This window comes from Streptomyces sp. NPDC034111 (assembly GCF_055575375.1).
In genome coordinates, this window is sequence record NZ_JBVIST010000016.1 from 94,764 (window position 1) to 114,924 (window position 20,161).

Genomic DNA, 20,161 nt, shown 5'->3' on the forward strand with positions numbered 1-20,161 from the left:
CTCTCCGGGGCGGCCGGCGAGGACCAATACCCCATGCAACCGATTTAACCCAATTTGCACGGCTGTCGCATGCGTGGGTACGGGGCACCGGCCCGCCCGGCCGATGGCCGATTCTCGCGGGGCGCGCCGCGGCACCTCTGGGGTCAACGGCGTTACGGGAAGGGCCCGGCAGGGCACAACAACGCAGGTGACATTGCCGCTCCTGGCCTTGACCAGGTCGCGCGGCCCTCCGCACCACCGTCCGGGACCGTCCGGGAGAGGAGGGACACCCTGTCCCCGTACGACGACCGCCCCTTCGGCGAGCTCGCCGAGACCTTCCGGTACCCGACCCCGCCCCTCCCTCGCACCCCGTTCTCCGGGCGACTGCACCCGTGCCCCCGCGGCGCCGTACGGCTGCTCCAGGCCGCCGCGATCGCCGCGCTGGCCTCCGGAATCGCGCTGGCGCACGGTCTGCTCCTCGCGGCCGGGCTGGTGCTGGCCGGCCTGTCAGGACAGCTGTCGGCCGACGGCCGCGACCGGCGCCGGTAGCCCCGCGGGGCACGGGCACCGGCCCGCCCCGGACACAGGGCCGCCGGCCCGCCCGCCCCCGAGGGAGGCGCGCCGGGCCGGCGGCTTGTCCTGCTCAGACACCCCCGTTCTGGGGAGCGCGCGTCAGGTGACGCGGCGGCTCTTCGATGCCACAGCGACACACGTGGCGCCCAGCAGGAACGTCAGGGCACCGATGATGATGTTGTTCAAGATGACACCGGCGTCCGGGCCGGAGCCGACGATCCAGGGCGCAATGATCATCCACACGCCGATCGCGCACATCGCGCCGCTCAGGCCGTACATCCTGTCCGGGGTCACGGTGAACCCGACCGCCAGCAGGGCGATCGCGACACCGAGGATCAGGTTGTGGGTCAGGAGTGCGGGCTGTGCGGCCGCGTAGTGGACGATCCACGGAGAAGCGGCGCAGTACAGGCCGACCAGGAACACCGGTCCGTCGACGAGTACCACGTCACGTCCGCCGAGCACCCGCTCATACCGAGCCTGCATCTCAGTTGCATCGGGGTGACCTGCGAGATCTCCCCTGTGGTGTGAGACGTCGGCCATGCGACTCGCCTCCTTCGTCCGCAAGGCTGGCCGTTTCGCGTGGCATCGGGCCGCGCACCTTTATGATGCGCTTATGTCGCCTTTATGTGTAGATGAGGCGACCGGTGAATTGTGAAGGGTTCCGGTCATCCCCCCGCTCACCTGCGGTCCAGCGCCCGCCCCAGCCCCAGATTCCAGCGCCCGCCCCGTCCGCTCAGCTCGGTGACGGTCAGCGGCGCAACATCCAGCCGCCAGAACGCGTCCGCGGGAACCCGCAGCGCACACACCGCCGCGGCCCGTACGACATCCGGTTCGACGACGGCCAGTACCCGGCCCGCATCCAGAGCCATCCGCGTCAGCCAGTGCGCGATCCGGTCACACAGCTGCCGCAGGGACTCGCCGCCGTGGCCGGCGAAGTCCGGGTCCCCGAGCCAGGCGGAGACCGCGAGCGGGTCGGCGTCGGCGACCTCGGCCAGGGTCCGGCCTCGCCAGCCGCCCATCGCACAGCCCGCCAGCTCCGGCACGGGCAGGGCCGGCACCCCGAGCTCCTCGGCGGTGCGCCGGCACCGGACGGAGGGTGAGGCGAAGACCCGCTCTGCGGCCGGCAGCGCACCGGCGGCGGCCCGGGCACGACGCAGCCCCGCCTCGCTCAGCGGCCCGTCGTCATCGAAGCGCACCTCGCGCTGCGCGTCGCCGGCGGCCGGTGAGATCAACATCACCCGAGTTGTCATGCCCTCTTCTTCCACTCTTCACCGATGCCGACAACTGAGGGTCCGCACAAAGGAGTTGCTTTACGCGCGCGCCGTGTCCTGCGCCTCTCCGCCCCCCATGCAGTCTTGGCCACATGGCCGGATCGCGGTACCTTCCCGATGATATTGACGACGACATGACGGAAGCCGGTGGGAGCCCGGCGCGGTCGCGCCACTGTATGTCCGGTTTTTACCAGCCCAGCAGGGCCAGGGCCGGATGAGCCAGACCCGGCATGTCGTTACGCACTCCACCGCACAGGGACGCGAGTTCCCTCTAACAGGAGGTCATGCCATGGCTCAGCCCATCGCACCCCCGGCAGTCGGCGCCACCACCCCCGCCCCGCTCCCCCTCAAGGCGATCGCGCCCTGGGCGCTGTTCGTCGGCGTCCTGATGCTGGTTCTGCTGTACTTCATCGGCGCCGAGCAGGGCGCCACCTCGCTGCTCTCCGGCACCGACGTCCACGAGTGGGTCCACGACGGGCGCCACCTGCTCGGCTTCCCCTGCCACTGACCGGACGTCGCAGCCATGAACTCCGTCACCGTCAGGACCCTTCTGGTGCGCGGGATGTTCGCCGGTCTGGCCGCCGGTGTCCTCGCCCTCGTCGCCGCCTATCTGCTGGGCGAGCCGAGCGTGGACGCCGCCATCGCGTTCGAGGAAGCACACAGCCACGAACACGAGATGGAGGTCGTCAGCCGCGGCGTGCAGTCCACGGCCGGGCTGGCGACCGGTGTCCTGGTCTACGGCGTGGCCCTGGGCGGGATCGCCGCACTGGCCTTCTGCTTCGCCCTGGGGCGGATCGGCCGGTTCGGAGCCCGCGCCACGGCCGCGCTCATGTCCGCCGCGGCGCTGCTGACCGTCTGCCTCGTACCCTTCCTGAAGTACCCGGCCAATCCGCCGTCCGTCGGTGACCCCGACACCATCGGCAAACGCACCGCGCTGTACTTCCTGATGATGGTGCTCAGCATCCTGCTGGCCGTCGCCGCCACGCTCTTCGGGCGGCGGCTGGCGCCGAAGCTGGGCAACTGGTACGCGACGGTGGCGGCGGGCGCCGCCTTCGTGGTCGCCGTCGGGCTCGCCTACGCGTTCCTGCCGGCCGTCGACGAGGTGCCCGAAGGGTTCTCCGGCACGCTGCTGTGGCAGTTCCGGCTGTCGGCGATCGCCATCCAGCTGGTGCTGTGGACCGCCTTCGGGCTGGTCTTCGGTCACCTCGCGGAGCGCGTCGTTCCGGCGCGGCAGCAGGCCGTAGCGGCCGAGGCGGCACCCGCCGCCTCCTGACACCTGGCGCCTGCCGCCGGGCAGCGCGCACCGCACAGGGCCCGCGAGTGGAATGCTCGCGGGCCCTGTTCATGCGGTCAGGTCTGGCCGGGGATGCCGTCCAGATGCGGCAGATCGTGGTCGAGCCGCTCCCGTTTGGCGCGCAGATAGCGGATGTTCTCCGCCCGGGGCTCCATCAGCAGCGGGACCTGTTCGTCGACCGCGACACCGTGCCGCAGCAGCGCCGCGCGCTTGCGCGGGTTGTTCGACAGCAGCCGTACGGAGCGGACGCCGAGATCCTGGAGCATCTCCGCCGCGACGCGGTATTCCCGGGCGTCGACGGGCAGTCCGAGCGCGATATTCGCCTCGACGGTGTCCAGCCCGTCCTCCTGGAGTTTCATCGCCCGGAGCTTGGCCAACAGCCCTATGCCCCGGCCCTCGTGGCCCTGGAGATAGACCAGAATGCCGCGTCCGGCCGCCACGATCGCGCGCAGCGCGGCGGACAATTGGTCGCCGCATTCGCAGTGCATGGAGCCGAAGGCGTCTCCGGTCAGGCATTCCGAATGCACCCGGGTCAGCGTCCGCTCCCCCGCCACCTCACCGTGCACCAGGGCCACTTGCTCGATACCGCTGCGCAGGTCGAGATAGCCGACCGCGCGGAATTCGCCGTACGTGGTGGGCAGCCGGGCCTCCACCACTCGTTCCACGCCCGGTTTCTGCCCGGCGGCATCATCGAATGCGACAGCCAGGTCGCGGCCGGGGCCGGCATCAATGTCGGGGTCGGTCATGGGCGCGATGGTACCCGCGCGGAGAAACGATCGGCCGAGATCACTCATAAAGGCAACAAGTATGCTGCGAGCCCCATGACCGGCGAGCCGGCGACGAAAGGCGGCAGCACCCACCATGACCGCTGCGGAACAACCGACTGCGCGCGCCGGGCTGTTGCCGGCGGACACCACCGAGGACATACGGGCGCGGCGCCCGGTGATGGCGGTACTGCCGATCGGCAGCTTCGAACAGCACGGCGCTCACCTGCCGCTGACCACCGATACGGTCATCGCCTGCACCATCGCCCGCGAGTTGGCCGCCGCCCACCTCGTACAGCTGCTGCCCCCGCTGACCGTGTCCTGTTCGCAGGAGCACGCGGCATGGCCGGGGACGGTGAGCATTTCGGCGCGGACCCTGTATGCGGTCGTCACGGACATCGCCGATTCGCTGCGCCGGTCCGGCATCGGCACGCTGATTCTGGTCAACGGCCACGGCGGAAATTACGTACTGCGCAATGTGGTTCAGGAATCCGCAGGGAGCGGGGTGCGGATGGCGCTCTTCCCCGGATCGGCCGACTGGGAGGCGGCGCGCACCCGCGCCGGGGTGGAGACGCCCACCCACAGCGATATGCACGCCGGAGAGGTGGAGACCTCCATTCTGCTGGCGGCACACCCCGAATTGGTCAAGGAAGGCTATGAATCAGCGGATTGCACCGCCGATGACCGGAAGCATCTGCTGACGCTGGGAATGTCGGCCTATACCGCCTCCGGGGTCATCGGACAGCCGTCGCTCGCCTCCGCGGCCAAGGGCCGGGAATTGCTGGCCGGACTGGTCGAGGCATTCGGGGAATACACCGCCCTGTTCGGGGCAGCGCAGGCCGGGGGGTGAGGTGCCGATGAGGGGAGTACCGGAGGCCGGGGTGCTGGACACCGCGGCGGCCTGGGAGCGGCTGCGGCGGATCCGTACGGCCGACGAGGCCGTGGCCGCCGAGCTGGTGACCGGTGACGACTGCGGACCGCGCTGGGAGGCACCGGCCTCGCCCGGGGCGCAAGAGCTCGCCGCGCGCTATCTGCCGCTCTGCCTGGCCGGTCCGCGGACCGCGTTCGCACAGCTCGGGCAGAGCCTGGACGGCTTCATCGCGACCCGTACCGGCGACGCCGACTTTGTCACCGGGCCGGCGGACCGCTGTCATCTGCACCGGCTGCGGGCGCTCGCCGATGCGGTGGTCGTCGGGGCCGGAACCGCGACGGCGGACGACCCCCGGCTGACGGTACGCGCCTGTCCGGGCGACAACCCGGTGCGGGTGGTGCTCGACCCGCGGGGCCGGGTTCCGCTGGGCAGTGGGGTGTTCACCGATGGGGCGGCGCCCACGCTGTGGGTGGTGGGGCCGGACGCGGACGCCGTGGACCGGTCCGCCGTGGGCACCGGGGTGGAGGTGCTGGTGCTGCCGGACGTGGCCGCGTTCGCCCCCGCCCGGTTGCTGGCGGCGCTGGCGCGGCGCGGGCTGGGGCGGGTGCTGATCGAGGGCGGCGGGGTCACGGTGTCGCGGTTCCTGCGGGAGGGGGCGCTGGACCGGCTCTACCTCACCGTTGCTCCGGTGCTGCTCGGCGACGGCGTGCCCGGTCTGCGGTTCCCCGGTACGCCGGTGATGCGCGAGGCGCTACGCCCGCCGGTGCGGCGCGCCCTGCTCGGCGAGGACACGCTCTTCGAGCTGGATCTGCGGGCGGGTGGCGGCGGGCTGCCCGGCGGCGCGGCGGACGAGCAGCACCGCGGCGCCCGGGAGGCTCGCGGCGAAGGCGAGCACGCCGTAGACCACGGCGGCGGTGAGGCCCTGGGCGGCGCCCAGACCGGCGGCGCCGAAGGCCCAGGCGGCGACGCCCTCGCGGGGACCCCAGCCGCCGATGTTCAGCGGCAGGGCCATGGCGAGCAGGGCCAGCACCACGAGCGGCACCAGCTCGGCGAGGGGTGCGGTGGCGCCGGCAACCCGGGCCGCCAGGACGAACATCGCGAGGTAGCCGGCCAGGACCACCGCTGACGAGAGCGCGACGCCGGGCCAGACACCGCGGCCGAGCAGACCCTGCCGGACCTCGGCCAGCATCGTGCGCAGGGCGCGTTCGGCGCGCGAGGCGCCCCGGTGCCGCCGCAGCCACCCCGCGGCCGCGAGCAGCAGCACCGCCGCCGCGGCCGCGGACAGGGCGACGCCCGGCGAGGTGAGGACGTGCGCGACGGGGGCCAGGACCGGTGACGGCCGGACGAGCAGCACCGCCGCCCCGGCGACGAGCAGGACCAGCTGGCCCGCGGTGCGCTCCAGTATCACCGCGCGGACACCCCGGCCGAGGTCGCCGGCGGAGCGGCCGTGCCGTACCGCGCGGTGTACGTCACCCAGGACGCCGCCGGGCAGTGCCGCGTTGAGGAACAGCGACCGGTAGTAGTCCGCCACGGCCGGCCACAGCGGGAGCCGCAGGCCCAGCCCGCGGGCCACCAAGGACCACCGCCAGGCGCTGCACACCGTGGTCAGCAGTCCGATCCCGAGCGCCGCCAGCAGCGTGCCGGCGTCGATACGGCGCAGCCCGTCCAGGAAGGCGGCGGATCCCAGATGCCAGAACAGCGCCACCAGGATGGCCGCGCCCGCGAGCGTCCGCAGCCAGGCCGACCGGTTGGGCCGGTTCACCGCCCGTCCCCGGGCAGCGCCAGCAGATCGGTGTGGTGCACCGCGACGGCCAACTCCCCCGCCGCGCACTCCGCCAGCCGTCGGCGCAGATACCCGGCGGCCTCCGCCGCGAGCCGGGGGCGCTGGGCCTGCGCGGCGCCGACCCAGCCGTCCAGCCATTCGGCGATCAGCGCGGACTCCGCACAACCCAGCCGCCAGGGGCTGGGCTTCACCTGGACCGTCGCGCCCCGCCGTGCGAACGCCGCGACGGCCGCCTCGATCGCGTCCGGGCCGAGCAGGGCCCGGCCCCGGTCGGTGCGCCGCTGATGCTCGTTGAAGGCGGTGACCAGTTCGTCGTCGAGCGGATCGGCCGGGGTCAGCTCGACCCGCCCGGCGACGGAGAGCGCCAACAGCGCCGGGACGCCGGCCCGGGTACAGGTCTCGGCCAGCGCCTCCACCTCCTCGACGGTGAGCAGATCGAGCAGCGCCGAGGCGGTGACCAGCGAGGTGCCGGCGAGGTCGTCGGCGGTGAGGCCGGCCAGATCACCGCACTCGGTCGTGGCGGTGACGGGCGCGCCGTCGGCGGCCGTCGTCGGCATCCGTCCTACGGCGTGTGCGAGCAGGTCGGGGTCGTGGTCATGGAGGATCCAGCGCTGGGGGCCGGGCAGCCGGACGGCGAGCCAGCGTGCCATCGAGCCGGTGCCACAGCCCAGGTCGCGGATCACCAGGCCGGGCGGGCGACCGGCCGGTCCCGGCGGTGCTGACAGCCACGCGCGCAGCGGGCGCAGCAGCTCGGGTGCGCGGGCCGCGGCATCGGCGCGCTCGCGCAACTCCAGCCAGCGCGGGGCGAATCGGGGGCTGCCCACTGCGTTCACCGGGCGCTCCGGGGTTCGTTGCGAAGCCGTTCCAGCGCTCCGGCCAGACTGTGCGACGTCATCTCCCACTCCTCCAGCATGGCACGCCGGCCGCGCGCCGATGTCCTGAGCCGGTCGCGTAGTTGCGGATCGCCGAGCCAGTTGCGCAGCGCACCGGCCAGCGCGTCCGGTGGCCCGGACGGTACGAGAAGGCCCGGCAGGGTGCCGTCGGGGGCCTGCCCGAGGGCTTCCGGTACCCCGTCGACAGCGGTCGCCAGTACCGGGATTCCGCGTGCCAGCGCCTCGGTGACGACCATGCCGTACGTCTCGGCGTACGAGGGCAGCACCAGCAGGTCGGCGGCCGCATAGCGGGCGGCCAGCTCCGCGCCGGCCAGCGGTCCGGCGAAGACGGTACGGTCGCCGAGCCCGGACTCCGCGACGCGGCGCCGGAGTTGGTCCACATAGCCGGGGTCGCGGCCGGGCCCGCCGACGAAAGTGCAGGTCCAGGGCAGGTCGGTGACGGTCGCCAGGGCCTCGGTCAGCCGGTGCTGTCCCTTGCGCGGGGTGAGTGCGGCCACGCAGAGCAGCCCGCCGGCGCCGTCGGTACCGGGCGCGAGCGGCGCGGGGTCGGCCCCCGGTCTCGCCACGTGGATGCGCCCGGCGGCCAGCCCGTGGTGGGCGGCGATCCGGGCGGCGGCCCACTCGCTGGTGGTCACCACGGCCTGCACGGCATGCAGGGTGCGGCGTTCACGGGCATCCAGCTCCGCCGCCACCCCGGGGTCGAGCCCGGTCTCGTCGGCCAGCGGCAGATGCACCAGCACGGCGAGCCGCAGCCGTTCGGTCTCGGGGACGACGATGTCGGGCACCCCGCAGCCGACCAGTCCGTCGAGCAGGACCACCGCGCCGTCGGGCAGCGCCGCCAGCCGTTGTGCCAGCCCGGCGCCGTCGGCGGGTTCCGGCCGCGGCCAGCTCCCGGGCAGGGCGTACGGGCGCACCCGCCACCCCGCCGCCGGAAGGTCGCGGCACACCCGCAGGTCGTAGCTGTTGCCCCCGCTGGGCGCCGTCCGGTCGTGCACACCACCGGGCAGCATGAAGTGCACCAGCCGTGGGGCCGCCTGGCCGGTGCCGGACGGTGTCACAGAGCGCGCTCGTAGGTCGCCCAGGCGATATGCGATTCATGCAACGTGACCGATATGCCGGACAGTTCGCGGGCGCCCTCGCCGAGATTGCCGGCGTGTACGCGGTCGGCGAGCCGGTCGGCGATGACCTTGGCCAGGGCCTCGGTCGAGGTGTTGATCCCGGCGAAGGCGGGCTCGTCATCGAGGTTGCGGTAGTTCAACTCGCCGACGACTACGCCGAGTTCCTGGGTGGCCAGACCGATGTCGACGACGATGTTGTCGGCGTCGAGCTCCGCGCGGCGGAAGGTGGCGTCCACAATGAAGGTCGCGCCGTGCAGACGCTGCGCGGGTCCGAAAACGGCGCCGCGGAAGCTGTGCGCGACCATCAGGTGATCGCGGACGGTGATGCTGAACACGGGTGCCCTCCGGTGTGATGTCGGTCTCACCGACGAGGTCGGTGACGGTGTGGGTGATGGGGTCGAGGGCCGCTCCGGGCGGCCGCCCGCGCGGTCTACGAGCCGTCCGGGGGCCCGTACCGGATGCGGTGGCACAGCGCCGGCAGCTCTCCGGAGGCGAGCCGGGGCAGCACCGACGGCAGGTCCTCGAAGGCGGATTCGCCGGTGATCAGCGCGTCGAAGGCGGGGTCGGCGAGGAGTTCGAGGGCGAGCGTGAGCCGGTCGGCGAAGGTGCGGCCGGCCCGCGCGGCCGGCGAGAGAGCGCCCACCTGGCTGCTGCGGACGGTCAGCCGGCGGGAGTGGAAGGCCTCCCCCAGCGGCAGGCTGATCCGCCGGTCGCCGTACCAGCTCAGCTCGATGACGGTGCCCTCCGGGGCGAGCAGTCCGAGCGAGCGCGCCAGCCCCTCCTCGGTGGCACTGGCGTGCACGACGAGGTCGCAGTCGCCCAACGCCTCCTCGGGCAGGGCGAAGTCGACGCCCAGTGCCTCGGCGGTGGCCGCGCGGGCCGGGTCGGCGTCGACCAACTGCACCCGGACCGCGGGGTAGCGGGCGAGCAGGGCGGCGACGCTGCACCCGACCATGCCCGCGCCGACCACCGCGATCCGGTCTCCGACCAGCGGAGCGGCGTCCCACAGGGCGTTCACCGCGGTCTCCACCGTGCCCGCGAGCACCGCGCGCCCTGCGGGTACCGAGTCCGGCACGGGGGTCACCGCGCTCGCCGGGACGACATAGTGCGTCTGGTGCGGATAGAGGCAGAAGACCGTGCGGCCGCGCAGTGCGGGCGGCCCTTCTTCGACGACACCGACGCTGAGGTAGCCGTACTTGACCGGTGCGGGGAAGTCGCCGTCCTGGAACGGCGCCCGCATCAAGCGGTGCTGGCTCTCCGGCACACCGCCGCGGAAGACCAGCGTCTCGGTGCCGCGGCTCACCCCCGAGCAGACCGTGCGCACCAGTACCTCGTCGGGACCGGGGTCGGGCAGCGTCATAGTACGGATTCCGCCCCGACCTGGAGCGCTTAGCCAAAAGGCACAAGCGGCGCGCGGCATCGGGATCCTCCTGGACGCTACGGCGAGGGTTCGTTGATGCTGGGGATCATGAGGACGCCGTCACCATACGCGGCGCCCCTCGACTCCGCCACAGTCCAGGGAGGTCAGGTGGCCGTACAAGGGCATTACGTCATAAGTCCGTTCACGCCGGACACCACGGCGGGCATGGGCGTTCAGCTGCTCGTACTGGAGGTGCTGTGCCGGGCCGCCGGTCTGGGCACCACGGGGTGGCTGACGGGATTCGCGTTCGCGGTGGTCACCTGGGTGGTGCTCACCTACGCGCTGCACCGGTCCTGGACCGGGGCGTTCGGCCCGGCCAACCGCGTCACGCTGGCCCGGACGATCCTGGTCGGCGGGGTGACCGCACTGGTGGCGGACTCCTTCGAGCGGCGGCCGCCGGTCACGGTGCTGATCGCGCTGGCCACCGTCGCGCTGACCCTGGACGCGGTCGACGGGCAGGTGGCCCGGCGCACGGGTACGGCGACTCCGCTGGGGGCGCGCTTCGACATGGAGGTCGACGCCTTCCTCATCCTCGTGCTCTGCGTCTACCTCGCGATGCCGCTGGGCGCCTGGGTGCTGGCCATCGGCCTGATGCGGTACGCCTTCGTCGCGGCGTCATGGGTGCTGCCGTGGCTGCGCGGTGCGCTGCCGCACAGCATGGCCCGTAAGACGGTGGCGGCGCTGCAAGGCATCGTGCTGGTGGTGGCCGGTGCCGGGATCGTGCCACGGGCGCCGGCTGCGGCCGCGGTGGCCGTGGCGCTGGCGCTGCTCGTGTGGTCGTTCGGGCGGGACATCGCCTGGCTGTGGCGGGTCAGGGAGCGGTCCGGCGGGGCGCCGACGGGCTGCGGCGCGGTCGTACCCAGCTCCCCCGCCGCGTTGAACAGGGACCGCCTGCCCTCGGAGAACTGAAGTGCCGGCGAGCAGTGTCTCGGCGGCGCCTGTTCCGTCGGCTGGGCAGACCCGCGAACCTCGACATCTGAGGCCGGGGGGACCTAGGTCCCCGCGTGCCGGCCCAGGTAGACGACCAGCGCGAGGAAGACCAGCACCAGATTCGTGACGACGAAGTACAGCAGCAGCTGGCGCCAGGGGCTGCGGCGGGGCGCCGGGTGGACGAGCAGCACCGCGCCGGTCAGCCGCGCCAGTTGGGTGCCCGGACGGACCGCGGTCGTACGGGAGCGGCGGACTCCGCAGCGCGGCGAGGTGCGCGGGCGGGCGGCGTGATCGGGGCAGCCGCGGCGGTGTCCGCGGGTCGTGCGCAGCGGCCCGCGTCCCGGCGGGCGGCCCCGGCAGGGGCGGGTGGCGCCCGGCCCGGAGGGCGTGGGTATGCAGGTGCGTGAGCGGACCGCCCGCCAGGGCGGCGGTCCCTTACGCCGGGGAACGCCGGACATCCGCGCTCACCCGGTTCCGGCCGTCGACGACCCGGCCGCGGCCCGGCAGAGCGGACTGCGGTCATCGTTCACGTCCCGCTGCTGCGCCCCTGCGCCGTCCGCGCCGCGCGCTCCCGATTCCCCTGCCGACTCGGCGAAACCGCCCACGCATATCCTCCGCGTCCAGGCCGTACAGCCCTCGCGTCGTCTGTTGAATTGCGGAATTCTGCAACTGTAGACGACGGGGGCGGGCGAGCTGAATGGCCGTGGGCGAACCGGTGGCCGGTGCCGGCGCCGGGCGGGTGGCGGGAACCGTCCTCGCACGGCCACCTTCCGGTGGACAGTCCCGCTTTCGTCCTCCCATAGTGACGCGCATGACTTCACTGGTACGCCATGTCACCATCGACTGCTCCGACGCCTACCGCCTGGCGCGCTTCTGGGCAGAGGTCCTGGACGGGTCGCTGGCCGAGGACGACCTGCCGGGGGATCCGGAGGCCACCGTGACGTCCGCGGGCGCAGCGCTGCTGTTTCTCTCCGTGCCCGATGCCAAGTCCGTGAAGAACCGGGTGCATCTGGACCTCCAGCCGCAGGACCGCAGCCGGGACGAGGAGGTCGAGCGGCTGCTGGCGCTCGGCGCGAGCCTGGTGGCCGACCACCGCCGGCCCGACGGGACGGGGTGGGCGGTGCTGGCCGACATCGAGGGCAATGAGTTCTGTGTGGAGCGCAGCGCGGCGGAGCGGGCGGGCTGAGCCGACGCCGCCTCAGTCCTGCGGGGCGCGGGCGGCTTCGATGCGTTCCTGTGCTTCGGCCAGGTCCTCCTCGGTGGGGGCGTCGTCCTGGGTGAGGCGGCGCCGCCAGTAGCCGGTGAAGTCGATCTGCCGCTTGTCGATGCCGCGTTCCTCGACCAGATGGCGGCGCAGCGTACGCACCGTGCCGGCCTCGCCGGCCAGCCAGGCGAAGACCCGGCCGGCCGGGAAGGACAGGGCGCGGACGGCCGCCGGCAGGGCGTCGCCGCGGCCGGGCGGGACGCCGTCGCGGTGCACCCAGTGCACGGTGAGATCGGCCCGGGTGGTGAAGGGCTGTTCCTCCGCCGCATCGGCCACTTCGACGCAGGCGAGCGCGCGGGCTCCGGGCGGCAGCGCCTCGACCAGCGAGCCGATGGCCGGCAGCGCCGTCTCGTCGCCGGCCAGCAGCAGCCAGTCGGCGGTGTCCAGTGGCAGCGGCCGGGCGTAGACCGCGGCCGGGCCGTAACGGGCGAGGGTGTCGCCGACGGCGGCGGAGGCCGCCCACCGGGTCGCCGGACCGCTGTCCGGACCGGGCGTCGCTGCGCCGTCGTGCAGCACGAAGTCGATGGTGAGCCGCTGCCGTACGGGGTCGTAGGAGCGCACCGTATAGCTGCGCATCCACGGCCGTTCGTCCTCGGGGAGGGCGAGGAACGCCTGGTACCAGCGCATCGCATCGCCGTCGGCGGGCTCGTCGGGCAGCCGCGGTGCGGACTGTCCCGACTTGGGGAACAGCAGCTTGAGCTGCTGGTCGGGCCAGGTGGGGAAGGCGTCGAGGCCGTCCCCCGCGAAGTCGATCCGGACCATGTGCGGGGTGATCCGCCGTACGTCGGTGACGTGGATCAGCGCGACGGGCACATCCGTCATCGGGTCCTCCTTGAAGGGGAAGTGGGGGAAGGGGGGCCGGCGTTGCGGAGCAGCGGGTCTGCCGCTTACCGGGCTTACGCCGGGGGCGGCTGGAGGTAGCGCCGTAGGTGACGGGCCGTCAGAGTGTCGCCGGTGGCGACGAGTTCGGCGGGGGTGCCGGTGAAGACCACCTGTCCGCCGTCCTGGCCGGCGCCGGGGCCGAGGTCGATCAGCCAGTCGGCATGGGCCATCACGGCCTGGTGATGCTCGATGACGATGACCGTGTTGCCGTCGTCGACCAGGCGGTCGAGCAGGCCGAGGAGCTGGTCGACATCGGCGAGGTGGAGTCCGGTGGTGGGCTCGTCGAGGAGGTAGACGGCACCCTTCTCCGCCATGTGGAGGGCGAGTTTGAGGCGCTGGCGTTCGCCGCCGGAGAGGGTGGTGAGCGGCTGCCCCAGTCCGAGGTAGCCCAGTCCCACCTCCGCGAGCCGGTCGAGGACAGTGCGGGCCTGCCCGGTCGGGAAGAACTCCCGGGCCTCGGCCACCGACATCGCGAGGACCTCGCTGATGTTCTTGCCGCGCAGGGTGTAGGTGAGCACCTTGGGGGTGAAGCGCTTGCCTTCGCACTCCTCGCAGACCGAGGCGACACCGGCCATCATCGCGAGGTCGGTGTAGACCAGCCCGATGCCCTTGCAGGTGGGGCAGGCTCCTTCGGAGTTGGCGCTGAACAGGGCGGCCTTGACGCCGTTGGCCTTGGCGAAGGCGGTACGGACCGGGCCGAGCAGCCCGGTGTAGGTGGCCGGGTTGGAGCGCCGGGAGCCGCGGATGGCGGACTGGTCGGCGACGATCACGCCGTCCCGACGCGCCAGGGAGCCATGGATCAGACTGCTCTTGCCGGAGCCTGCCACTCCGGTGACCACGGTGAGCACCCCGAGCGGGAGGTCGACGCTGACGTCCTTGAGGTTGTGGGTGTTCGCCCCGCTGATCGAGAGCTGTCCGACGGGCGTGCGGACCGTCTCGCGCAGCCGGGCGCGGTGGTCGAGATGGCGTCCGGTCAGGGTGCCGGAGGCGCGCAGGCCCGGCACGTCGCCGGTGTAACAGAGCCGTCCGCCGTCCGGTCCGGCTCCCGGGCCGAGGTCGACGACATGGTCGGCGATCGCGATGGTCTCGGGCTTGTGCTCGACGACCAGGACGGTGTTGCCCTTGTCGCGCAGCCGGCGCAGCAGCGTGTTCATCCGCTGGATGTCGTGCGGGTGCAGTCCGGTGGTCGGCTCGTCGAAGACATAGGTGACGTCGGTGAGGCTGGAGCCGAGGTGCCGGACCATCTTCACCCGCTGGGCCTCGCCGCCGGAGAGCGTGGCGGATTCCCGGTCCAGGCTGAGATAGCCCAGGCCGATCTCGACCAGCGAATCGAGGGTGTGGCAGAGCGTGGCGACCAGCGGGGCCACGGTCCCCCGCGCGTGGCTGACGCCACCGTACGCGCGGGCGGTGCCCCCAGGATCGTCGAGGGTGCGGACGAAGCCGGCCAGCTCGCTGATCTGCATCGCGGAGCAGGCGGCGATATTGCGGCCGGCGATACGGGAGCCGAGCGCGGCGGGGTTGAGGCGGGCGCCGCCGCACGCCCCGCAGGCGGTGAAGGTCACCGCCCGGTCGACGAAGGCGCGGATATGCGGCTGGAGGGATTCCCGGTCCTTGGCGAGAAAGCTCCGCCGTACCCGTACGAGCAGCCCCTCGTAGGTGAGGGTGGAGGTGCCCCGCTTGATTTTGGTGGCGGGCTTGTGGAGGAAATCCTCCCACTGGGCGGGGGTGTAGTCCTTCAGTTGGGTGTCGGGGTCGAAGAATCCGGAGTGCGCGAGGGTCTGCCAGTACCACGAGCCGACGGTGAAGCCGGGGGCGGTGATCGCGCCCTCGTTGAGGGAGAGGCGGGTGTCCACGAGCGCGTCGACATCGATCGTCGAGACCCGGCCCAGCCCTTCGCACTCCTGGCACATGCCCTCGGCGCTGTTGAAGCTGAAGGCGCTGGAGGTACCGGCGTACGGGGTGCCCAGGCGGCTGAAGATGATCCGCAGCATGGTGTGGGCATCGGTCGCGGTGCCGACCGTGGAACGTGAGTTGGCGCCCATCCGCTCCTGGTCGACGACGATCGCCGCGCTGAGATTGCGCAGCGCGTCGACCTCGGGACGGCTCCGGCTCGGCATGAAGGACTGGACGAAGGCGGTATAGGTCTCGTTGATCAGCCGCTGCGATTCGGCCGCGATGGTGCCGAAGACCAGGGAGGACTTCCCGGAGCCGGAGACGCCGGTGAAGACCGTGAGCCGGCGCTTGGGAATGTCCAGGGAGATACCGGCGAGGTTGTTCTCCCGGGCGCCGCGGACCTCGATCACGTCATGACTGTCCGCTGCGGATATCTCCCCGTTCCCCGCCCCGCCGCACTGCTCGGCCCCCATGTCCACGGCCCACCCCTCCTGATATCTTTACGCCGTAAAGAGTTAGCTCGGCGACGTTACTTTATGCCGTAAGGAGACTGCAAGTGGTCGTATTCGCCGGACAGGGCGACGCCCGCCGTTCGATGTCGCTGCTCTGGCGCGCGGAGCGGCCCGATGGGAGAGCCGCGCGCCAGTGGCCCGGCCCCAAACCGGCGCTGAGCGTCGAGGCGATCGTCGAGGCCGGGATCGCGGTCGCCGACGCCGAGGGCATGGCGGCGCTTTCCATGCGCGCGGTCGGCGAGCGGCTGGGGCGTACCGCCATGGCGCTGTACACATACGTGCCCGGCAAGAGCGAGCTGGTGGACCTGATGTACGACCAGGTGCTGGCGGAGCTGCCGGACGACTACGACCTCACGGCGGGCTGGCGGGCGGCGACGGTCTCCTGGGCCGAGGACACCTGGGAGTTCTACCTCCGCCACCCCTGGGTCCTCCAGGTCTCCCAGGCCCGCCCGGTACTCGGCCCGAACGAGTACCGCGCCCTGGAGGCCCTGCTGCGACTGCTGTACGCCACGGAGCTGAGCCCGGCGGTGCTGCGCCGGGTGGTGGGGACGCTGGTCCACTTCGTACGGGGTGCCGCGCAGACCGTCGTCGAATCGCGGCTGGCCGCGGCGGCGACCGGGGTGTCCGACGAGGACTGGTGGCTGGCCCGGTCCGGCATGCTCAGCGAGGTCGTGCCCGATTTCGCGGAGCGCTTCCCACTGCTGGTCCGGCTGGAGACCGAGGGCGCGGCCCCGGGCACGGACGATTCGGTGCCGTATCTGGAGCGCGAGGCGAGGGAGACCTTCGAGGTCGGGCTCGCCGTCGTGCTGGACGGGATCGAGGCGGCGATCGCCCGGGCCCGCTGAGCCCGCGGCCGTCCCGGTCACGGCCGTTGGGGTGATGAAGCGGGCGCAGGGGCCCCGGACGGGTGTCGTAAGGCGGGCCCCGGGCGTTGATCTTCCATGACCGTCTTCCGCGTCCGACCGTGGTTCCTGCCGACCAGCCTCGCGGCGTTCCTGACCGAGGTGGGGCCGGAGGAGCCGGCTGATGCACCGTCGGATTCCGGCGGCGACGGCCGGTCCGGCCCGCCGTCCGATACCCGGTCAGCTGATTCGGGGCCGGCCGGTTGTCATCCGTACGCCGATCGGGCCGGCACCGCCGACGACGACCCTTCCGGGCCCGCTGACCGGCCATGATGGGTGGCCCCGCGGGCGGCGGGGCAGTGAAGTTGACGGCGTGTCGAAAGTTGGCGGCCGCACACACCGTGGCCATCGGGTCACCCCGTGTGGCGAGCCGTGGTGATCGCCCATAACTTCGCCTCATGGCGCTACGACAGATGAAATACATGGGCTGTGTCGCCGCGATCCTGGTCGGCGGACTGGGCGCGGCAGACCCCTGCGACGCCGAGGGCCGGCACATCGTCCGCCCCGGCCAATCGATCCAGCGTGCGGTGGACCGGGCACGGCCGGGCGACACGATCGTCCTGCGGCCGGGTGTCTACCGCGGGAGCGTACTGATCGACAAGTCGCGACTGCGGCTCGTCGGCGCGGGCCGGAAGACGGTGATCAGACCGTCCGGCAGACGGGCGGAGAACGCCTGCGGACAGGGCGGCAACGGCATCTGCGTCGTCGGCCACAAGGGTCACCGCCTGCACGGCGTCAGCATCCGCTCGCTGACCGTCGAAGGGTTCAAGAAGAGCGGCATCTGGGCCTCCGGCACCGACCGGTTGTCCGTCCGCCGGGTGCTCGTACGGAAGAACGGCGTGTGGGGCATCGCGCAGGAGAAGTCCATCCGCGGTGTGATCGCGGACAACGTCATCACCAGGAACGGTGACGCGGGCATCTTCCTCGCCAACACGGTCAAGGAGGAAGGCGGAGCCACCAACACCCGGGGCACGCTGATCAGCCAGAACCGCCTCACCCACAACCGGATCGGGGTCACCGTCCGCCGGGTCAGGAATCTGACGATCGGCCACAACACGATGACCGGGAACTGCGGCGGCGTCTTCGTCGTCGGCGACGAGTCCCGTCCCCGGGCGGGTGCCCTGACCGTACGGAACAACGACATCTCCCGGAACAACAGGCACTGCCCCGGCAACAGCCGGCTGCCCTACATCCAGGGCTCCGGGATCGTGCTGACCGGCGCCGAGAAGGTGCTGGTGCGGCACAACCTCATCCGGGACAACAGGGGCAAGTCCCCGCTCTCCGGCGGTGTCGTCCTCTTCCACAGCTTCGTCAAGGCCCTCAACGAGCGCAATGTCATCGTCGACAACATCGTGCTGCACAACAAGCCGGCGGACCTGATCAACCACGACCCCGACGGCAAGGGCAACCGATTCATCCACAACACGTGCCGGACCTCGGAGCCGGCCCGTCTGTGCCGGTCTCAACGGGAGAATGAGGACCGATGACCACCGTAAGTCCCACGCCCCAGCCCGCCATGCGGCTGCGGGAGCTCATCTTCGGAGCGGCCTGTGCGGCAGCCGTACGGGCCGCGGCGAAACTCGGTGTCGCCGATGCGCTCGATGACCGGCCCGCCACGGCCGAGGAGCTGGCCGCCGCGGTGCACACCGAGCCGCGGCCACTGGAGCGGCTGCTGCGCGCGCTGTCCTGCTACGGGATCTTCGCGCAGACCGACGACGGCAAGTACGTCCACACGGACATGTCCCGGCTGCTGCGCGAGGACACCCCCAACAGCCTGCGCTACATCTCACTGTGGTGCACCGAGCCCTGGACCTGGGAGGCCTGGCCCCGGCTCGACGACGCGGTGCGCTCGGGCCGCAGCGTCTTCGACGACCTGTACGGCAAGAGCTTCTTCGACTATCTCCACGAGGACGCCCGGGAGTCCGCCCAGGTCTTCGACCGTGCCATGACCACCTCCAGCAAGCAGTCCGCCGAGGACCTCGCGGGGCTGCTCGATCTGAGCGGGGCGTCGTCGGTGGCGGACATCGGCGGTGGCCAGGGGCACGTCCTGGCCAGCCTGCTGGAGAAGTACCCGGGGCTGGAGGGCACCCTGCTCGACCTGCCCGCGGTCGTGGCGAACCCGGACCCCCGGCTGCGCACGGGCGGTCAACTCGCCTCGCGGGTACGGATCGTGCCCGGTGACTGCCGCGAGGAGATCCCCGTCCAGGCCGATGTCTACATCATCAAGAACATCCTGGAGTGGGACGACGACAGCACCCGCAGGACGCTCCAGAACGTCGTCAAGACCGCCCGTCCCGGCGCCCGTGTGGTGATCATCGAGAACCTCGTCGACGACAGTCCCTCGATGAAGTTCACCACCGCCATGGACCTGCTGCTGCTCCTGAACGTCGGTGGGGCCAAGCACACCAAGGCGAGCCTGGTCAGCCGGATGGCGGAGGCGGGGCTGGAGGTCGGCGACATCATGGCCGTCAACCCGTATCTGCACGCCTTCGAGTGCACCGTCCCCGCCTGACGAAGGCCCGGCGATGAAGACGCCCGTGCACGGCAGGCCGCCTGGCGAGGAGGCTTCTCCTCGCCAGGCGGCCGTGTCCGTCGGCGGACGGGCGCGGGAGCCGGGGGATCGCCCCGGCGCCGCGGGCTCGTCAGCCGTTGCCGTCGCGCGTCCAGCTGTAGAACTGCTGGGCCATCGCGTCCTTGGGGCTCCGCCAGGTCTCCGGGTCGTACGCGCTGACGAAGGCGGACAGTTTCTCACTCACCGCGCGGAACTCGGGGTGCTCGGTGACCTTGGCGATCTCCGGTCCCGGCGGCCGGTCGGATTCGATGAGGTGCAGATACACGTCACCGAACTGGAAGAGGGTCCGCCGCGAGACGCCGACCAGGTGCGGCAGTTCCGTACGGTCGGAGGCCTGGAAGACCTCGGCGATGTCCGGAGCCGAACCGGGCTTCATACGAGCGACGATCAGAGCGTGATGCATCGGGGAGATCCCTTCGTTGCCGCCGGGTGGCGGTCCGAACGCGGCGCGGCGGACGGTCAGTTGACGGTGGCGGAGCGCAGCTCGCGGTCGCGCTGCTCGATCTTGTCCCGGATGAGTTCCAGCTGGATCCGGGAGTTGCGGTTGATGAGCTCGGTCATCCCCTTGTCGTCGACCGGGGCGGTGGGCTTCATGGCGAAGTCCTGGGTCCAGTGCATCGACGTGCCGCCCGGGATCTCGGCGTACTTCCAGTGGATGTCCATGTGCTCGAACGGTCCGGTCTCCACGCGGCGGGCGCGGACGGTACGGGCCCTGCGGTCCATGACGCGCTCGGAGACCCAGCTCCAGACGGTGCCGTTGTCGTCCGGGTGCATCGTCAGCCGGAAGGTGGTCTTGTCGCCCTCCCGGGACAGCACCTCGACCGAGGCGTACTCGCTGAACAGCTTCGGCCAGTTCTCGATGTCGTTGGTGATGTCCCAGACGAGGTCGAGGGGCGCCGCGATGGTGATCTCGTTCTCGGTGTGGCCGGGCATATCAGGCTCCTGTCGTAGGCACGGTGGCCTTGTCGGCGTTGGCGTTGGCGTTGTTGGTGTTGACCAGGGCGAGGAAGTCGCGCGGCGTCTTGCAGCGCTCCGCGTCGGTCGGCATCGGCCGGCCGTGCCGGTTCTCCAGCTCGCCCACGATGCCGAGCAGCCCGAGCGAATCGAGGCCGAACTCGGCGAAGGGCATATCGGCGCGGTTGGCCAGGTCCTTCGGGTCGACGGTGAGGCCGGCGGCCGACTTCATCAGCGATGCCAGCTCATTGAGCGTCAGTTGAGCAGTCATGCGGGATTCTCCTTC

23 protein-coding genes and 1 pseudogene are annotated in these 20,161 nt (G+C 71.8%); 10 read left to right on the forward strand and 14 right to left on the reverse strand.

Annotation, left to right across the window (positions count from 1 at the left end):
- The first annotated feature begins 69 nt into the window (after nucleotides 1-69).
- Nucleotides 70-528 carry a hypothetical protein gene (locus ACZ55A_RS28255; RefSeq protein ID WP_468845669.1) on the forward strand — a complete coding sequence of 153 codons (459 nt, stop codon included), beginning with the start codon at nucleotides 70-72 and terminating at the stop codon, nucleotides 526-528.
- A 123-nt stretch (nucleotides 529-651) separates the two neighbouring features.
- On the opposite strand, the gene ACZ55A_RS28260 is transcribed toward ACZ55A_RS28255, so the two are convergent.
- On the reverse strand, nucleotides 652-1,092 hold the full coding sequence (locus ACZ55A_RS28260; RefSeq protein WP_468845672.1) for an SPW repeat protein: 441 nt from the start codon (nucleotides 1,090-1,092) through the stop codon (nucleotides 652-654).
- A 137-nt stretch (nucleotides 1,093-1,229) separates the two neighbouring features.
- On the reverse strand, nucleotides 1,230-1,802 hold the full coding sequence (locus ACZ55A_RS28265) for a histidine phosphatase family protein (protein WP_468845674.1): 573 nt from the start codon (nucleotides 1,800-1,802) through the stop codon (nucleotides 1,230-1,232).
- 310 nt (nucleotides 1,803-2,112) lie between these two features.
- On the opposite strand from ACZ55A_RS28265, the gene ACZ55A_RS28270 reads away from it, so the two are divergent.
- Nucleotides 2,113-2,331, forward strand: a complete 219-nt coding sequence (locus ACZ55A_RS28270; protein WP_468845677.1) for a CbtB domain-containing protein — start codon at nucleotides 2,113-2,115, stop codon at nucleotides 2,329-2,331.
- Between the two features lie 15 nt (nucleotides 2,332-2,346).
- Nucleotides 2,347-3,096, forward strand: a complete 750-nt coding sequence (locus tag ACZ55A_RS28275) for a CbtA family protein (RefSeq protein ID WP_468845680.1) — start codon at nucleotides 2,347-2,349, stop codon at nucleotides 3,094-3,096.
- A 77-nt stretch (nucleotides 3,097-3,173) separates the two neighbouring features.
- Here the strand turns inward: ACZ55A_RS28275 and ribA are convergent, their stop codons facing one another.
- A complete protein-coding gene (gene ribA, locus ACZ55A_RS28280) occupies nucleotides 3,174-3,782 on the reverse strand; it encodes a GTP cyclohydrolase II (protein ID WP_468845912.1) in 609 nt (202 codons plus the stop codon).
- Between the two features lie 196 nt (nucleotides 3,783-3,978).
- On the opposite strand from ribA, the gene ACZ55A_RS28285 reads away from it, so the two are divergent.
- On the forward strand, nucleotides 3,979-4,731 hold the full coding sequence (locus ACZ55A_RS28285; protein ID WP_468845682.1) for a creatininase family protein: 753 nt from the start codon (nucleotides 3,979-3,981) through the stop codon (nucleotides 4,729-4,731).
- A gap of 7 nt (nucleotides 4,732-4,738) precedes the next feature.
- Nucleotides 4,739-5,401, forward strand: a pseudogene (locus ACZ55A_RS28290) (RibD family protein); the annotation flags it as partial.
- A gap of 102 nt (nucleotides 5,402-5,503) precedes the next feature.
- On the opposite strand, the gene ACZ55A_RS28295 reads toward ACZ55A_RS28290, so the two are convergent.
- The 5 genes from ACZ55A_RS28295 to ACZ55A_RS28315 form a co-directional block, all read right to left on the reverse strand.
- Nucleotides 5,504-6,514 (reverse strand): lysylphosphatidylglycerol synthase transmembrane domain-containing protein, encoded by a 1,011-nt coding sequence (locus ACZ55A_RS28295; protein ID WP_468845685.1) that lies wholly within the window; start codon nucleotides 6,512-6,514, stop codon nucleotides 5,504-5,506.
- Entirely contained in the window at nucleotides 6,511-7,368 is an 858-nt protein-coding gene (locus ACZ55A_RS28300; RefSeq protein ID WP_468845687.1) for a class I SAM-dependent methyltransferase, read from the reverse strand. Before ACZ55A_RS28300 ends, ACZ55A_RS28295 begins: the two co-directional genes overlap by 4 nt.
- Nucleotides 7,365-8,438, reverse strand: coding sequence for a glycosyltransferase family 4 protein (locus tag ACZ55A_RS28305; RefSeq protein ID WP_468845915.1), 1,074 nt, complete (start codon nucleotides 8,436-8,438; stop codon nucleotides 7,365-7,367). The genes ACZ55A_RS28300 and ACZ55A_RS28305 overlap by 4 nt, the downstream gene beginning before the upstream one ends.
- Nucleotides 8,439-8,482: 44 nt before the next feature.
- Nucleotides 8,483-8,881: a 6-pyruvoyl trahydropterin synthase family protein gene (locus tag ACZ55A_RS28310; protein ID WP_468845690.1), complete on the reverse strand. Its 399-nt coding sequence runs from the start codon at nucleotides 8,879-8,881 to the stop codon at nucleotides 8,483-8,485.
- A gap of 95 nt (nucleotides 8,882-8,976) precedes the next feature.
- Entirely contained in the window at nucleotides 8,977-9,966 is a 990-nt protein-coding gene (locus ACZ55A_RS28315) for a zinc-dependent alcohol dehydrogenase (protein ID WP_468845692.1), read from the reverse strand.
- 165 nt (nucleotides 9,967-10,131) lie between these two features.
- Between ACZ55A_RS28315 and ACZ55A_RS28320 the strand changes: the two genes are divergently transcribed.
- Complete coding sequence (locus tag ACZ55A_RS28320; protein WP_468845694.1) at nucleotides 10,132-10,875, forward strand: CDP-alcohol phosphatidyltransferase family protein; 744 nt, start codon at nucleotides 10,132-10,134, stop codon at nucleotides 10,873-10,875.
- Nucleotides 10,876-10,958: 83 nt separating this feature from the next.
- On the opposite strand, the gene ACZ55A_RS28325 is transcribed toward ACZ55A_RS28320, so the two are convergent.
- Nucleotides 10,959-11,354 carry a DUF6126 family protein gene (locus tag ACZ55A_RS28325; RefSeq protein ID WP_468845697.1) on the reverse strand — a complete coding sequence of 132 codons (396 nt, stop codon included), beginning with the start codon at nucleotides 11,352-11,354 and terminating at the stop codon, nucleotides 10,959-10,961.
- Nucleotides 11,355-11,707: 353 nt separating this feature from the next.
- On the opposite strand from ACZ55A_RS28325, the gene ACZ55A_RS28330 reads away from it, so the two are divergent.
- Nucleotides 11,708-12,082: a VOC family protein gene (locus tag ACZ55A_RS28330; protein WP_468845699.1), complete on the forward strand. Its 375-nt coding sequence runs from the start codon at nucleotides 11,708-11,710 to the stop codon at nucleotides 12,080-12,082.
- Between the two features lie 12 nt (nucleotides 12,083-12,094).
- On the opposite strand, the gene ACZ55A_RS28335 is transcribed toward ACZ55A_RS28330, so the two are convergent.
- Together ACZ55A_RS28335 and ACZ55A_RS28340 are read right to left on the reverse strand one after the other, a co-directional pair.
- Nucleotides 12,095-12,982: a siderophore-interacting protein gene (locus tag ACZ55A_RS28335; protein WP_468845701.1), complete on the reverse strand. Its 888-nt coding sequence runs from the start codon at nucleotides 12,980-12,982 to the stop codon at nucleotides 12,095-12,097.
- A 74-nt stretch (nucleotides 12,983-13,056) separates the two neighbouring features.
- Entirely contained in the window at nucleotides 13,057-15,408 is a 2,352-nt protein-coding gene (locus ACZ55A_RS28340; RefSeq protein WP_468845918.1) for an ATP-binding cassette domain-containing protein, read from the reverse strand.
- A gap of 83 nt (nucleotides 15,409-15,491) precedes the next feature.
- Between ACZ55A_RS28340 and ACZ55A_RS28345 the strand changes: the two genes are divergently transcribed.
- From ACZ55A_RS28345 to ACZ55A_RS28355, 3 genes are all read left to right on the forward strand, one after another.
- Nucleotides 15,492-16,292 carry a TetR/AcrR family transcriptional regulator gene (locus ACZ55A_RS28345; protein ID WP_468845704.1) on the forward strand — a complete coding sequence of 267 codons (801 nt, stop codon included), beginning with the start codon at nucleotides 15,492-15,494 and terminating at the stop codon, nucleotides 16,290-16,292.
- Nucleotides 16,293-16,747: 455 nt separating this feature from the next.
- Complete coding sequence (locus tag ACZ55A_RS28350; protein WP_468845707.1) at nucleotides 16,748-17,836, forward strand: right-handed parallel beta-helix repeat-containing protein; 1,089 nt, start codon at nucleotides 16,748-16,750, stop codon at nucleotides 17,834-17,836.
- Complete coding sequence (locus tag ACZ55A_RS28355) at nucleotides 17,833-18,861, forward strand: methyltransferase (RefSeq protein ID WP_468845709.1); 1,029 nt, start codon at nucleotides 17,833-17,835, stop codon at nucleotides 18,859-18,861. Before ACZ55A_RS28350 ends, ACZ55A_RS28355 begins: the two co-directional genes overlap by 4 nt.
- Before the next feature lie 130 nt (nucleotides 18,862-18,991).
- Here the strand turns inward: ACZ55A_RS28355 and ACZ55A_RS28360 are convergent, their stop codons facing one another.
- From ACZ55A_RS28360 to ACZ55A_RS28370, 3 genes are read right to left on the reverse strand one after another with little or no spacing between them, the layout of a single operon-like run.
- Nucleotides 18,992-19,324, reverse strand: a complete 333-nt coding sequence (locus tag ACZ55A_RS28360; RefSeq protein ID WP_468845711.1) for a TcmI family type II polyketide cyclase — start codon at nucleotides 19,322-19,324, stop codon at nucleotides 18,992-18,994.
- A 56-nt stretch (nucleotides 19,325-19,380) separates the two neighbouring features.
- Complete coding sequence (locus tag ACZ55A_RS28365) at nucleotides 19,381-19,854, reverse strand: SRPBCC family protein (RefSeq protein ID WP_468845714.1); 474 nt, start codon at nucleotides 19,852-19,854, stop codon at nucleotides 19,381-19,383.
- Between the two features lies 1 nt (nucleotide 19,855).
- Nucleotides 19,856-20,146 carry an acyl carrier protein gene (locus ACZ55A_RS28370; protein WP_468845717.1) on the reverse strand — a complete coding sequence of 97 codons (291 nt, stop codon included), beginning with the start codon at nucleotides 20,144-20,146 and terminating at the stop codon, nucleotides 19,856-19,858.
- Between the last annotated feature and the right edge of the window lie 15 nt (nucleotides 20,147-20,161).

What these genes read in the sequence shown, in the direction of transcription:
- ACZ55A_RS28335 (WP_468845701.1), bottom strand. Translation starts at nt 12,982, where the DNA reads ATGACGGATGTGCCCGTCGCGCTGATCCACGTCACCGACGTACGGCGG.
- ACZ55A_RS28260 (WP_468845672.1), bottom strand. Translation starts at nt 1,092, where the DNA reads ATGGCCGACGTCTCACACCACAGGGGAGATCTCGCAGGTCACCCCGAT.
- ACZ55A_RS28360 (WP_468845711.1), bottom strand. Translation starts at nt 19,324, where the DNA reads ATGCATCACGCTCTGATCGTCGCTCGTATGAAGCCCGGTTCGGCTCCG.
- ACZ55A_RS28365 (WP_468845714.1), bottom strand. Translation starts at nt 19,854, where the DNA reads ATGCCCGGCCACACCGAGAACGAGATCACCATCGCGGCGCCCCTCGAC.
- ACZ55A_RS28275 (WP_468845680.1), top strand. Translation starts at nt 2,347, where the DNA reads ATGAACTCCGTCACCGTCAGGACCCTTCTGGTGCGCGGGATGTTCGCC.
- ACZ55A_RS28350 (WP_468845707.1), top strand. Translation starts at nt 16,748, where the DNA reads ATGGCGCTACGACAGATGAAATACATGGGCTGTGTCGCCGCGATCCTG.
- ACZ55A_RS28325 (WP_468845697.1), bottom strand. Translation starts at nt 11,354, where the DNA reads ATGTCCGGCGTTCCCCGGCGTAAGGGACCGCCGCCCTGGCGGGCGGTC.
- ACZ55A_RS28370 (WP_468845717.1), bottom strand. Translation starts at nt 20,146, where the DNA reads ATGACTGCTCAACTGACGCTCAATGAGCTGGCATCGCTGATGAAGTCG.
- ACZ55A_RS28255 (WP_468845669.1), top strand. Translation starts at nt 70, where the DNA reads ATGCGTGGGTACGGGGCACCGGCCCGCCCGGCCGATGGCCGATTCTCG.
- ACZ55A_RS28265 (WP_468845674.1), bottom strand. Translation starts at nt 1,802, where the DNA reads ATGACAACTCGGGTGATGTTGATCTCACCGGCCGCCGGCGACGCGCAG.
- ACZ55A_RS28305 (WP_468845915.1), bottom strand. Translation starts at nt 8,438, where the DNA reads ATGCTGCCCGGTGGTGTGCACGACCGGACGGCGCCCAGCGGGGGCAAC.
- ACZ55A_RS28320 (WP_468845694.1), top strand. Translation starts at nt 10,132, where the DNA reads ATGGGCGTTCAGCTGCTCGTACTGGAGGTGCTGTGCCGGGCCGCCGGT.
- ACZ55A_RS28285 (WP_468845682.1), top strand. Translation starts at nt 3,979, where the DNA reads ATGACCGCTGCGGAACAACCGACTGCGCGCGCCGGGCTGTTGCCGGCG.
- ACZ55A_RS28330 (WP_468845699.1), top strand. Translation starts at nt 11,708, where the DNA reads ATGACTTCACTGGTACGCCATGTCACCATCGACTGCTCCGACGCCTAC.
- ACZ55A_RS28340 (WP_468845918.1), bottom strand. Translation starts at nt 15,408, where the DNA reads ATGGGGGCCGAGCAGTGCGGCGGGGCGGGGAACGGGGAGATATCCGCA.
- ACZ55A_RS28270 (WP_468845677.1), top strand. Translation starts at nt 2,113, where the DNA reads ATGGCTCAGCCCATCGCACCCCCGGCAGTCGGCGCCACCACCCCCGCC.
- ACZ55A_RS28355 (WP_468845709.1), top strand. Translation starts at nt 17,833, where the DNA reads ATGACCACCGTAAGTCCCACGCCCCAGCCCGCCATGCGGCTGCGGGAG.
- ACZ55A_RS28315 (WP_468845692.1), bottom strand. Translation starts at nt 9,966, where the DNA reads ATGCCGCGCGCCGCTTGTGCCTTTTGGCTAAGCGCTCCAGGTCGGGGC.